The organism is Myxococcus dinghuensis (assembly GCF_024198235.1).
Classification (GTDB): Bacteria; Myxococcota; Myxococcia; order Myxococcales; family Myxococcaceae; genus Myxococcus; species Myxococcus dinghuensis.
The window spans coordinates 40006-52758 of the sequence record NZ_JAKCFB010000055.1 but is presented as its reverse complement, the minus strand read 5'-3'; the positions used below and the strand labels follow the sequence as shown (position 1 = coordinate 52758).

Sequence of the window (12753 nt, the reverse complement as noted above, 5' to 3'; positions counted from 1 at the left end):
GGGCAGGGGGATGGCCGCGGCGTACGGCGCGGCGCTACCGGGCAGGGGGATGGCCTGGGCCTGTGGCGCGGCGGCGCCGGGCAGGGGGATGGCCGCGGCGGGAGCCTGCGGCGCGGCGGTGCCGGGCAGGGGGATTGCGGGGGCGGGCGGCGGCGCGGCGGGGGCTGGCGCGCTCACTGCCTCGGCTTTGATGGGAAAGGTGGTCTGGCACCGGGCGCACTTGAGCTTCGCGCCTCCCGGGGGGATCCGCTTGTCATCGATGTTGTAGTTCGTCTGGCAAGACGGGCAGGAGACTTTCATGGGGTTCCTTCGACAGGACCGGCGCGCGCAGGCTAGCAGAGGCGTTTCCAGCCCGGAAAGAACGCGACGGTCCGCGCTGAAACCGTCCCGCCCTTTCCTCGCCGGCCGGCCGGCCGAGGGCTCCGGACACCCCCCGCACTGGAACCCTGCGTTCGTTCCCCCCTCACCCGGAGGAGGTGGTAGGACCGACCCGGCATGGATCCCATCCTCATCCTGGGGGCGGGCCTCGCGGGCCTGTCCACCGCCCACTTCCTCCGCAAGCCCTGGCGTCTCATCGAAAAGTCGGACCGGGTCGGCGGGCTCATCAAGACCGAAGTCATCGATGGGTGTTATTTCGACCCCACCGGACACTGGCTGCACCTGCGCGACCCCGAAATCACGGAGCTGGTGAACACGCGCTGGCTGCCGGGACAGATGGTCCGCATCCAACGCAAGGCGGGCATCTTCACGCGGGGCGTGTTCACGCGCTTCCCGTATCAGGTGAACACGCACGGGCTTCCGCCGGAGGTCGTGGCGGAGAACCTCATCGGCTACGTGGAGGCGGTCTACGGCGAGAAGGGCCGCGCGCTGCGCGAGCGCGACCCGCGCGACTTCGAGGAGTTCATCCTCCGCTACATGGGCGAGGGCTTCGCGAAGAACTTCATGGTGCCCTACAACCAGAAGCTCTGGACGGTGCACCCGCGGGAGATGTCGGCCGCGTGGGTGGGCCGCTTCGTGCCCCGCCCCAGCCTCAAGGAGGTGGTGGAGGGCGCGCTCGGCGCCGGCAGCGACGCGGTGGGGTACAACGCGTCGTTCCTCTACCCTCGCGAGGGCGGCATCGAGAGCCTGGCGCGCGCGATGCTCCGTGACCTCGAGGGGGGCGAGCTGAACGTGCACACCGAGCCCACCTCCATCGACTGGAAGGCCCGCAAGGTGGCGCTGTCCGATGGTCGCGTGCTGGACTACTCCGGGCTCGTCTCCACCGTGTCCTTGCCGGGCCTGGTGCGGCTCTTGGAGAAGGGCGCGTCGGGGGCTCCCGAGGCCGTCGTCGCCGCGGCGAAGCGGCTGCGCGCCACCACCGTCACCTACGTGGCCGTCGCCGCGAAGGGGGCCAACCGCCAGCCCTGGCATTGGATCTACCTGCCGGAGCCGGAGTTCCACACGTACCGCATCGGCTCGCCGTCCGCCGTCTACCCGGCCCTGGCGCCCCCGGAGACGGCCACGTTCTACGTGGAGTACAGCCACCACGGGGAGCTGTCGCCCGCGGCCGCGGAGAAGTACGCGGTGGAGGACCTGGTCCGCTCGCAGATGATCCACTCCGCGGACGACGTCCTGTTCGCCCAGGCGCGGGAGATTCCCCACGCGTACGTGCTCTATGACGAGGCGTATGGGCCGGCCAAGGAGGAGATCCTCCGCTTCCTGGAGCACGCTGGAATCCACACGGCCGGGCGTTACGGGCAGTGGGAGTACTCCTCCATGGAGGACGCCATCCTCGCTGGCCGGGCATGCGCCCGGGCGCTGAACGGCTGACAGAGACCTGCCCGCCCGTCGCATCTTGTCGACGGGTGGCGCGGGGCATGCTAGGCGAGCCGGGCCGTCGTCCTCTCCCGGCGGCACCTTGGCTTCCATGGCACCGCACCTGTCCGTCGTCATCCCGGTCTACAACGAGGAGTCCATCATCACCTCGGCGGCGGACGAGCTTCGCCAGGGGCTGGATGCACGTGGGCTCGACTACGAGATCATCTTCGCGGAGAACGGCTCACGCGACGCGACCCCGCGCATCCTCGACGAGATGTGCGCGAAGCATCCGCGGCTGCGCTGGTTCCACTCGGAGCGTCCCAACTACGGCAGCGCGCTCAAGGCCGGCATCCTCATGGCCCGGGGCACCTACGTCGTGTGCGATGAGATCGACCTGTGCGACCTCACCTTCTACGACACGGCGCTGCCGCGGCTGGAGGCTCGCGAGGCGGACATGGTGGTGGGCTCGAAGGCGGCCAAGGGCGCCAGCGACCAGCGGCCGCTCATCCGCCGCGCGGCCACCCGCATCCACAACAAGCTCCTGAAGGTGTCGCTGGGCTTCCAGGGCACGGACACGCACGGGTTGAAGGCGTTCCGCCGCGAGGCGCTGCTGCCCGTCATCCAGAAGTGCGTGGTGGACATGGACGTGTTCGCCAGCGAGTTCGTCATCCGCGCCTGGCGCGAGGGGTTGAACGTGGTGGAGATTCCCATCCAGCTCCACGAGAAGCGCCAGCCGTCCATCCACCTCTTCAAGCGCGTGCCGAACGTGCTGAAGAACGTGGGCAAGCTGTTCTACGTCATTCGCGTGCGCGGGACGTGAGCGGGAAGGGGCGCGCACCGTGAGGCTGGCGTCCATCTCCGTCGACCTCGACTCGCTGCCGCACTACTGCCGTATCCACGGCCTGCCGGAGTCGCTGCTCGACGCGCGCGCCCGCACGCTGGTGCACGCCGTCGCGGTGCCCCGTTTCCGTGAGCTGTTCGACGCGCTGGGCATCCCCGGCACCTTCTTCGCCATCGGCGAGGACCTGGAGGAGGACGCGGGCGCCCGTGAGGGCATGCGCGCCGCGCACCAGGCCGGCATCGAGGTGGCCAGCCACAGCCATGCGCACGACTACGCGCTGACGCGGCGGGGCGCGGGTCCCATCCTGGAGGACCTGCGGCGCGCGGACGCCGTCATCCTCGCCGCCACGGGCCAGCGCCCCGAGGGCTTCCGGGCACCGGGCTACACGCTGAACGCGGACCTCTACGCGGCGACGGTGGCAATGGGCTACCGGTACGGGTCGTCCGCCTTCCCCGCGACCCCGTACTACGCGGCCAAGGCCTCGGTGATGGGCGCGCTGGCGCTCCTGGGGCGCCCCTCCCGCTCCGTGCTGGACACGCCGCGGGTGCTCCTCGCGCCCCGCGTGCCCTATCGGCCGGACCCCGTGAGTCCGTACCGCCGTGGCGACGGGGCGGTGATGGAGCTCCCCATGGCGGTGACGCCCGGCGTGGGGTTTCCGTTCATCGGGACGTTCGCGACGACGCTGCCGCTGCCCGTCCTCCGCGCCGCGTGGCGCGCGTGCCGTCGCGACACCTTCTTCAACTTCGAGCTCCACGGGGTGGACGTCCTGGACGCGTCCGACGGCATCCCGCCCGAACTGGTTCGTCAGCAGCGCGACCTGCGCGTCAGCGCGGCCCGGAAGCTCGAGCGGTTGCGAGAGGTCTTCGGTTGGCTCAAGGCCGAGTGCGACGTCGTCACCCTCCGCGATGCCGCGGGGCGGCTGTCCGCTTCGGTCTGATGTGCGTGCCGTTCCTCGCGCTGTCCGGTCGCCGAGTGTGAGAGTGGCCATCGGGCCATGCCTCCGCGTCATCTGCTTCACCGACTCGGCCTGAGGTTCGTGCGCCCACCCTCCGCTCGTTGCTGAGTGTGCGAGGGTCTACCGGGCCACGTCGCCGTGCCATCCTCTTCACGGCCTGACGGCGGGGGCTCCGAGGACGTCCACCACCGCGTCGAGCACTCGCGAGTCCGTGAGCATCCACGGGTGGAGCAGCACCGGGAAGGTGCGCTCGTCGACGGCGCCCACGAGTCGGGAGCTGGAGGCGGGGAGGATGGTCAAATCCCACGGCGTCCAGAAGCTGTGGACCTCCGTGTCGCCCCAGGGGGCCGGGTCCTGTTGGAGCGCGCGCAACAGGCGGCTGCCAGGACGCATCTGCGCCACGCCGCGCCCGCGCCCCAGCGCCGCGAGCCACGTCCCCGCATGTGGCCCGGAGATGGAGACGAAGCGCCGCGCCAGCCGCCGTCCGTCCAGCATCTGAATCCAGTAGCGCGTCACGAGCGCGCCCATGCTGAAGCCCACCACGTCCACGCGCGTGGCGCCGGTGCGGGTTCGCATGGCCTCCGCCTCCGTGGCCACCTGGCGCGCCAGGCGGGACAGGTCCCCGGTGCCGTCGTTCGGCGTGAGCGTCACGGCGTGGACCTGGCGCCAGCCCTCCCGTTCCAGCCGCGCGCGGAGGGCACCGAAGGCGCTCGCGTCGTCGCCGATGCCGTGGACGAGGAGCACGGGGAGCCGCTCCACCCCGGGAGCGGGCCTCTCGACCGACGTCTCGTGGGGCGCGACGGTGCTCATCGCGCAGCCCGTCGACAGCCACACGACCCACCACAAGCCAACGAACACCGGACGCATGCGCGACGGGACATGGCGTCTCTCCTCGCTCTCGGCATCCCCCGCCGCGCCGGACCGTCCACTGCTGGCGCCAGCGACTCAGGCAGCGTCGCGCAGTGCACGCCAGTCGGCCTGGACCTGGTCCGCGTAGCCCTTCGCGAATGCCTCCAACCGGACGGTGGCCGCGTCCGCGTCGCTGCCCACCCAGGCCGCCAGCTTCCGCGCGCTCTGGGGCGTGGCGCCATGCGCGCGGGCCAGCACCTCGCCGGCCTGGGCGAACACCGAGCGCAGGTCCTTGCGGCCCGTCAGCGCCTTGTCGCCCAGCTTCGCCTTCTCCGGCTCCATCTCGCGCACCAGGAAGGCCCGACCTCCCATCCGCGTGGCGCCGGTCAGCGGGTTCAGGTCACCCACCGCCGCGCGCTGCGCCTCCACCACCGCCGTCCCGTCCGCGGGGGAGGGCGGCGACGTCAGGCTGTTGGCGAGCAGCTCCTTGAGCTCCACCAGGACCGGCGGCGCCTTGGGGTCGGACGCCTTCGCCAGCACATAGAAGCGCTCCAGCCCGTAGCTGCTGCCTCCCGCGTCCAGGCGCTGGGCCACGTCGAGCACGCGCAGGGGCAGGGCCACCTGCTGGGGGGCCTTCAGCGTGGAGACGTGTGCGTTCAGCGCGGCGGTGACCTCCCGCTGCTTCGAGGCCGACACCGGGCGCACCGTGTCGGTGGTCCGCAAGCGCGCCGCGTCCGGGCCATCCACCTTCGCGTACTCCTTCACCCACTTCGCGCGCGAGGCGTCCTGGGCCTCGGCGATGAGGTCATCCACCTTCCCGGTGGCCTCCTTCTTGGTGAGGAATGCGCCGGGGTTCGCGCCGCCCTTGGCGAGCTTCGCGACAGTGGAGAAGTACGCGTCCGCGAAGGCTCGGACGACCTCCGCCTGCTCCTTGGCCGACAGCCCCGACTCGCGCGCGGTGAGCGCCGCGCTGGCCGCCATGCGCGTCAGGTCCACCTCCGGCGAACCCCGGCCGGCGAGGTCGAAGTCATTCAACCCCCAGACGGGCTCGCCCTCCGGACCCCGGAACGTCCCCAGGTTGCCCACGTGCGCGTCACCCACCACCGGGACGCGCGGGGCGGGGCGCTCCAGGAGCCGGGCCCCGGCGGCATGGGGGCCCCGCAGGTCCGCGTGGAACAGGGCGGGCATCATCCGGAAGAGCGAGGAGGGCCGCTCGCGCATGAGGGCCTGCTTCTCCGCCAGGCGCGCGCCCGGCAGGTCCAGCCGCGCGTGGAAGTCCTCGATGAACGAGACCGCCTTCTCGGGGGCGCGCTCCAGGTCCTTCCGGGCCCGCGCGGCGCCGGCCGCGGGAGCCGCGAGCGGCGCGACGCCGGGGGGGACGACGGGGGCGGGCGGACGTGGAGCGATTCGCATGGTGGGCACTCTCGCACGGAATCGGCACGTCCTCTCCCAGGGGAGGGTGACACTGGTGTAAAGAATCGCGGATATGCTGGAGCGTCTGGGCGACCGAGTGAAGAAGGGCCTGCGGGAGTGGACCGACCGACTGGCCAATGACGAGCAGAAGGAGCGCCTCCATGCCCTGGCGCGTCCGCAGAACGAATACGGGGTGGACCCGTTCGGCTACAACCTCGACTTCAGCCTGTCGGCGGTCGCGCCCTTCCTCTGGCTGTACCGCAACTACTTCCGCGTGGAGACCTTCGGCATCGAGAAGGTCCCCGCCGGCCGGGTGCTCCTGGTGTCCAACCACTCGGGCCAGTTGCCCCTGGACGGCGCCATGATTGGCGTCTCCATGATGCTGGAGGCCAGCCCGCCCCGCGCCATCCGCAGCATGGTGGAGAAGTGGGTGCCCTCGCTGCCGTACGTCTCCACCTTCATGGCCCGCATGGGGCAGATCGTCGGCACGCCGGAGAACTGCCGGCGGCTGCTGGAGTCCGACGAGGCCATCCTCGTGTTCCCCGAGGGCCAGCGCGGCATCAGCAAGCTGTGGCCCCAGCGCTACCAGCTCCAGGAGTTCGGCCTGGGCTTCATGCGCCTGGCGCTGGAGACGCGCACCCCCATCGTCCCGGTGGCCGTCGTCGGCGCCGAGGAGCAGGCCCCCGCGCTCATGGACCTCAAGCCCGTGGCGAAGCTCCTGGGCTTCCCGGCCTTCCCGGTCACCCCCACGGGCCTGCCCATTCCGCTGCCCACCAAGTACCGCATCTACTTCGGCGACCCGATGCACTTCACCGGCCGGCCCGACGACGAGGACAGCGAGCTGGACAAGAAGGTCCGCACGGTGAAGGCCTCCATCCAGTCCATGCTCCACCAGGGCCTCAAGGAGCGCCGGGGCGTGTTCTGGTGAGCGCCCGCCCTGGCGGTGCTAAGAGGCACTCACCATGAGACCGGCCGTCGTCGTCACGGGCATCAGCGGCAACCTCGGCCGCACCCTCGCGAAGCTCCTCCACAAGCACGAGCGCATCATCGGCATCGACCGGCGCCCCTTCCTGGGCCGGCCGAAAGACGTGGAGATGTACGAGCTGGACCTGCGCAAGAAGAAGGCGGAGGACGTCTTCCGCAAGAACGAGGTCCGCGCCGTCATCCACATGGGCATCATGCATGACCCGCGGATGAGCGAGGAGGAGCACCACTCGTTCAACGTCGTGGGCACCACGCGCCTCCTGGAGTACTGCGCGAAGTACGGCGTGAAGAAGGTGGTCGTCCTCTCCTCCGCCAACGTCTACGGCCCCAGCCCGGACAACTCCAACTTCCTCACCGAGGACGCGCCGCTCATGGCGGCCAGCCGCTTCTCCGGCGTGCGGGACCTCATCGAAGTGGACATGCTCGCGCATGGCTTCTTCTGGAAGCACCCGCACATCGAGACGGTCATCCTGCGGCCGGTCCACATCGTGGGCCCCACCATCAAGAACGCGCCGTCCAACTACCTGCGCCTGCGCCACCCGTGGATGCTGGCCGGCTTCGACCCCATGGTGCAGCTCATCCACGTCGAGGACGTGGCCCGGGCCATGGTGGAGGCGCTGCGGCCGGAGCCCAAGGGCGTCTACAACGTCGTCGGCCCCGGCGAGGTGCCCCTGTCCGCGGTGATGCGCGAGCTGGGCAACACCCCCATCCCCGTCCCACACCCCGTCGCCCGACCCCTGCTGGGCATGCTCTTCAAGTACCGGCTCGCCAACTTCCCGCCGCCGGAGCTGGACCACATCCAGTTCCTGTGCGCCGTGGACGGCAACCGCTGGGTGAAGGACGTGGACTGGAAGCCCCGCCACTCCATGCGGGAGACCATCCGCTCCATCCAGGGAGACTAGGCGGAAAGTCGAAGGAGCCTGACACGGTTGTCGTGCCTGGCACGACGCCGCGGGCTGTCCCCCATGACATGGGTGTCAGCGACCCGACGGGCGGCGAGGCATACCCTCCGCCGCTCGACGTCCCAACCCCCTGGAATCACGGCGGTGGAGCCGCGGGTGGACCCGGGCGCGGGTCCTGGCATCGCCATTGCTCTTGGGTCCGCACGTCACCGCGCGGCGACGCGGGCCTGAATCACGGTGTCGCCCCGCTCACATGTCAGGGTGCTCCATTGGGGAGCTCCCGACGCCCATCGTCTCGGCCGGCCCCGGGACGATGGGCGGATTCTTGTAGGGCGCTCCATTGGGGAGCTCCCGACGCCCACCGCCTCGGCCGGCCCCGAGTCGGTGGGCGGTTTCTTTTCGGGGGTCAGGGCAGCTCGTCGGCGAAGGGGCCCTCCACCTGGCGCTCCAGGAGCCACCTGCCGCCCTGGAAGACGAACTCCGAGGTGACGACGTCGCTCTGCTCGGAGGCCGACGGCAGGCGCATCCACTGGATGCGGCTGTGCACCGTGGCGCGCAGGCCATCCTCGGAAAACTCCACCTCCTCGATTTCGTAGTCCGTGATGGACAGGTCCCGGTCGTCGTGGAGCTCCGTCCGGGCCTTGGAGAAGGCGGCGCGCTTCTCCGGGACGATGAGGGCCCCCGCGGACCGGAAGTCCTTCCAGCGGATGAGCTGGTGGAAGCGCTCCACGGTGGGCTGGAGTGTTTCCACGTTGGATTTCTTGGATGCGGTTGCGCACGCGCCCAGGCAGAGCGCGAGGAGGAGGGCTGGCAGGCGATTCACGACCGGGGACGGTAGCACCCGGTGGCAGCCCGCGACGAGGTCGCGGTGCTATGGTCCGGCTCCCCGCCCGAGTACCGGAGTCGCGAGCACACATGGCCAAGTCGATGGTGGAGCGATACGAGCAGCTCCTCCGGCAGGACCCCACCTCATCCGTCTTCGTCGAGCTGGCCAAGGCCCTGTTGGAGAAGGGGGACGCGGCGCGCACCATCGAGGTGTGTGAGCAGGGGATTGCCCACCACCCGTCCTCGACGGTGGGGCGGGTGTTGTGGGGCAAGGCCCTCATCCAGTTGGGGCGTCCCGCGGAGGCGATGGAGCAGTTCGACAGGGCCATCGCCATCGAGAAGGACAACCCCTACGCCTACAACCTGATTGGCGAGGTGTTGCTGCAGCGGGGCCTGTACCGCTCCGCGCTGCCGATCCTCCGCAAGGCGGTGGCGCTGCAGCCCAACGACGGCCGCGTGAAGGTGTGGCTGGAGCAGGCGCAGCAGGCCCTGGCCGGTGGTCCCGCGCCGGTGTTCGCGAACCTGATGGGGCTGGAGAGTCCCGCGGAGCCGGAGGCGGACGTCGGCGCGAAGCCCGACGATGACGCCACGGCGGTCCACCCCACGGTGGCGCCCAGGGCCGCGGCGCGGCTGCGCGCGGCGGCGCTCGGGGACGTGGAGAAGGCCGCCAACACCCCCGCGGCCGGCACCCGCGTGCCCACGGCCCGCGCCGCCGCCGACCTGGCGAGCGCGGCGGGGCAGGGCAGTGTCACGCCCCCGGTGGCTCCCCAGGAGGAGCCCTCCGCGCAGCCCGTCGTCCGGGACTCGCTGGGGTTGATCGACCGGTCGGTGCCGGAGTCGTCGCTCGGGTCGCAGTTGCCGAGCCTCGACCTGTCGCTGTCCGACGAGGACGACTCGCCGCCGGCGGAGGGAGATGCCGCCGCGAGGGCCGGCGAGCAGGAAGCGGGCGCGGACGGAGCTGCCGGGCGCGAGGCCTCCGGCGCGGCGGACGTGGACCTGTCCTCGGAGGAGCGAGAGGCGGGCGGACGCGACGCGGCGGGCGGGCAGGAGCCGGCGTCCGCCGAGGAGGAGCTGCTGCGCTCGAGTGAGTTCACCACGGCCAAGCCCGTGGTCCCCGCCGCGGCGGAGCCCTCCGAGGAGGAGCTGCTCCTGCTGCGCTCGAGCGAGTTCACCACGGCCAAGCCCGTCATCCCGGCCGCGTCCAGCGGAGGGTTGCTCGGAGACCTGCCGCCGCCGGAGCCCACGGCGAAGGCGGCCGTGGTCGCCCGGGCGCCCCAGCCGGCGCGGGGGGCGGGGTCGAAGCGTTCGCTGCTCGACGACATCCCGGACGCCGCCGAGGCGTCCGCCGCGGCCGCCCAGGCGAAGGCGCCCAAGCAGGACACCGAGGCGCTCACCGCCGCCTACGAGAAGGAGCTGCGCCAGAAGCTCGCGCGCGAGGCGGCCAAGACGTCGTTCCTCAAGCGCAACGGCGTGAAGGTGGCCGGCAGCGTCGCGCTGGCGCTGGTGCTCGTGGTGGTCGTCGTCGGCTTCCTCAAGGTCCGCGCGAACGCGGGTGGCCAGACGCTCAACGAGGCGCTGGGCCGGGCCGAGGACCTCATCACCCAGGACACGCGGGCCTCGCTGGACGGGGCGCTGGAGCAGTTGGCGCGCGCGCGGGACATGGACGACGGCAGCAGCCGCGCGTGGGCGCTCACCGCGTGGGCGCGCGCGCTGCGCTTCGCCGACCACGGCATGTCCCCCGAGGACCGGCAGCTTGCGCTGGAGGCGCTGGAGAAGCCGGGCGTGAAGGAGTCCGCGCCGGGCCTGGCGCTGGCCACCAACGTCCTCGTCGCGGACGACCGGGGACGGGAGCCCGCGCGGCGCGCGCTGCTCGCCGCCACGGAGGAGGGCACGGAGGTGCAGGCGCTCGCGGGCAGCCTCTACCTGGCGGCCAAGGACGAGAAGAAGGCGCTGGAGCACTTCGACCGGGCGCTGCGGGCCTCGCCGTCCAACGTGCGCGCGCTGGTGGCGCTGGGCGGCTACTACCTCGGCGCCGAGGACTTCCCGCACGCCATCGAGATGTTCGAGAAGGCGCGCACCCGCTCGCCCTCGCACCCGGTGGCGCGGCTGGGCCAGGCGGAGGCGCGGCTGGCGCTGGAGCAGGACCTGGCGGCGGCCCTGGCGGACGTGGAGCCGCTGTCGAAGGACCCGCTGCTGCCCGCCTCGCTCAAGCCCCGGCTCGACCTGACGCAGGGCCGGCTCCTGTCCGCCGCGGGCCGCCACGACGAGGCGCGGGCGCTGCTCGGCAAGGGCGCGCAGGGTCCGCTGGCCTTCGACTTCCAGCTCGCGCTGGCCGCCGCGAGCCGCGCCGCCGGCAAGCTGGACGCGGCGCAGGCCGCGTACGAAGCCGCGCTCAAGTCCCAGCCGAAGAGCGAGGAGGCCCGCGAGGGGCTGGGGCGGACGCTGCTGGACCGCGACCGCGAGCGCGACGTGCTGACGCGCCTGGAGGCGGACGGCGGGCGCAAGGTGGCCATGGTGCGCGGCGCCGCCTACGCGCGCCTGGGGGATTGGAAGAAGGCGCGCGCGGAGCTGGCGCGCACCCGGGTGAACGACCGCTACCCGCCGGAGGCCGTGTCGCTGCTGGCCCTGGCCGACGCCGCCGAGGGCAACGCCGTCCAGGCCCGCGAGCTGCTGGAGAAGGCGCTGCTGTCCTCGAAGCGCCCGCGCAACGACATGCGCATCGCGCTGGGGCAGGTGTACTGGCGCGAGCGCGCGCTCGACAAGGCGCAGAAGCAGTTCCAGGAGGCCCAGAAGGACCCGCGCGACTACGAGGCCTCGTGTTCGCTGGGCCGGCTGCTGCTCTCGCGTGGCCTGCCGGACATGGCGCTCGAGCCGCTGACGCAGGCGGTGGAGCGCAACGGCTCGCACGGCGAGTCGCGCGACGCGCTGGGCCGCACGCTGCTGGCGCTGGGGCGCACCCCGGAGGCCCTCAAGCAGTTCGAGGCGTGGCAGTTGGACAACCCGGGCAGCGCCGCCGCGCACAAGGGCTTCGCGCTGGCCCTCTTCCACTCCGGCCGCCGCAAGGACGCCGAGGCCGCCGTGGGGCGCGCGGCGAAGCTGGCCCCGGACGACGCGGAGGCGCACCGCGTGCGCGCCGCCATCCTCTTCTCCTCGGGTGACGCGAAGGGCGGCTTCGCGGCCCTGGAGCGCGCGAACAAGCTGGACCCGAAGGACCCGGACACCTTCTGCGAGATTGCCCACGCCTTCCTGCGCCAGGGCAACGTGGACAACGCGGACGCGGCCTTCGCGGCCGCGCGGCGCGAGGGTCCGGACGCCACGTGCGGCCGGGTGGGCGAGCTGTACACGCAGCTCCCCGGTGGAGGTCGCCCGGCCGCCAGGACGCTGGAGGACCTGGCCGCGCGCGCGCCCACCGCCTGGGACAAGGCGTTCGCCCAGGCCGCCATGGCGCGGGCCCTGCTGGGCGCGGGCGGGAGCGCGCTGGCCGAGGCGCGCACGGCCGCGGACGAGGCGGTGCGGCTGGCGCCCTTCGAGGGCCGCTCCCATCTGGCGTTGGGACTCGTTGCGCTGAAGCAGCGCAAGGAGGCGGAAGCGAAGACGGCGCTGGCCAAGGCCGTGGAGCTGGAGCCCACCGACGGCATGGCCCACCTGGCCCTGGCCGACGTGCTGGTCCGTGACTCCGTGGAACTCCCCCGCGCGGTGGCTTCCTACGAGGCCTTCCTCGAACTCGCGGGAGACGCGGACGAGGCGGGGCGCGTGAAGAAGGCCCTGCCCGCGCTGAAGAAGAAGGCGGCCCGCTCGCCGTGAAGAACCACGCTCCGGGACCCGAATATCCGTTGCTCCGCATCATGTGGGGCAACGCCTTCCTGTTGTCGGTGCTCTACCTGCTGGTGGGGCTCGTGGTGGAGATCGCCCTCAACCGCTGGCCCTCGCGCTTCCTCCAGCGACTGTCGCTCTCGTTGGATTCGCTGCCCGCCCGGGCGCTGGAGCTGGTGGGCGCCATGGAGCCGCTGCGCGCCGCCTTCTTCTCCGGGCACATCCCGGAGTTCGGCGTGCGCCTCGTCTTCGGCGTCACCACGGTGGTGGTCATCTTCCTGCTCGCCCTGGTGGTGGGCACGCTGATGGGCGGCCTGCGCTACCTCCTCGCCCGGAGCGCGGCGCGCCGGCACGGGGGGCCGTAGCGGCCGCCC

11 protein-coding genes are annotated in these 12753 nt (G+C 72.0%); 7 read left to right on the top strand and 4 right to left on the bottom strand.

What is annotated here, in order from left to right:
- Positions 1 to 300, bottom strand: a 300-nt coding sequence (locus LZ198_RS38875; RefSeq protein WP_253977216.1) for a zinc-ribbon domain-containing protein, incomplete at its 3' end; no start/stop codon positions are given.
- A 195-nt stretch (positions 301 to 495) separates the two neighbouring features.
- Between LZ198_RS38875 and LZ198_RS38870 the strand changes: the two genes are divergently transcribed.
- The 3 genes from LZ198_RS38870 to LZ198_RS38860 all read left to right on the top strand — a co-directional run bounded on the left by LZ198_RS38870 (position 496) and on the right by LZ198_RS38860 (position 3575).
- Positions 496 to 1809: a protoporphyrinogen/coproporphyrinogen oxidase gene (locus LZ198_RS38870; protein ID WP_253977215.1), complete on the top strand. Its 1314-nt coding sequence runs from the start codon at positions 496 to 498 to the stop codon at positions 1807 to 1809.
- A 97-nt stretch (positions 1810 to 1906) separates the two neighbouring features.
- Positions 1907 to 2617, top strand: a complete 711-nt coding sequence (locus LZ198_RS38865) for a glycosyltransferase family 2 protein (protein ID WP_253977214.1) — start codon at positions 1907 to 1909, stop codon at positions 2615 to 2617.
- Between the two features lie 19 nt (positions 2618 to 2636).
- A complete protein-coding gene (locus tag LZ198_RS38860) occupies positions 2637 to 3575 on the top strand; it encodes a polysaccharide deacetylase family protein (RefSeq protein WP_253977213.1) in 939 nt (312 codons plus the stop codon).
- 168 nt (positions 3576 to 3743) lie between these two features.
- Here the strand turns inward: LZ198_RS38860 and LZ198_RS38855 are convergent, their stop codons facing one another.
- Together LZ198_RS38855 and LZ198_RS38850 are read right to left on the bottom strand one after the other, a co-directional pair.
- A complete protein-coding gene (locus LZ198_RS38855; protein ID WP_253977212.1) occupies positions 3744 to 4403 on the bottom strand; it encodes an esterase/lipase family protein in 660 nt (219 codons plus the stop codon).
- Positions 4404 to 4538: 135 nt separating this feature from the next.
- Complete coding sequence (locus tag LZ198_RS38850; protein WP_253977211.1) at positions 4539 to 5855, bottom strand: DUF2252 family protein; 1317 nt, start codon at positions 5853 to 5855, stop codon at positions 4539 to 4541.
- Positions 5856 to 5928: 73 nt separating this feature from the next.
- Here LZ198_RS38850 and LZ198_RS38845 point away from each other — a divergent pair, with 73 nt between their 5' ends.
- Both LZ198_RS38845 and LZ198_RS38840 read left to right on the top strand, forming a co-directional pair.
- Positions 5929 to 6783: a lysophospholipid acyltransferase family protein gene (locus LZ198_RS38845; protein ID WP_253977210.1), complete on the top strand. Its 855-nt coding sequence runs from the start codon at positions 5929 to 5931 to the stop codon at positions 6781 to 6783.
- 34 nt (positions 6784 to 6817) lie between these two features.
- Positions 6818 to 7741, top strand: a complete 924-nt coding sequence (locus LZ198_RS38840) for an SDR family oxidoreductase (RefSeq protein ID WP_253977209.1) — start codon at positions 6818 to 6820, stop codon at positions 7739 to 7741.
- A 406-nt stretch (positions 7742 to 8147) separates the two neighbouring features.
- Here LZ198_RS38840 and LZ198_RS38835 read toward each other — a convergent pair whose 3' ends face one another.
- Complete coding sequence (locus LZ198_RS38835; RefSeq protein WP_253977208.1) at positions 8148 to 8492, bottom strand: hypothetical protein; 345 nt, start codon at positions 8490 to 8492, stop codon at positions 8148 to 8150.
- Between the two features lie 164 nt (positions 8493 to 8656).
- Between LZ198_RS38835 and LZ198_RS38830 the strand changes: the two genes are divergently transcribed.
- Together LZ198_RS38830 and LZ198_RS38825 are read left to right on the top strand one after the other, a co-directional pair.
- Positions 8657 to 12370 carry a tetratricopeptide repeat protein gene (locus tag LZ198_RS38830; protein ID WP_253977207.1) on the top strand — a complete coding sequence of 1238 codons (3714 nt, stop codon included), beginning with the start codon at positions 8657 to 8659 and terminating at the stop codon, positions 12368 to 12370.
- 41 nt (positions 12371 to 12411) lie between these two features.
- Entirely contained in the window at positions 12412 to 12744 is a 333-nt protein-coding gene (locus LZ198_RS38825) for a hypothetical protein (protein ID WP_253977220.1), read from the top strand.
- The last annotated feature ends 9 nt before the right edge of the window (positions 12745 to 12753 follow it).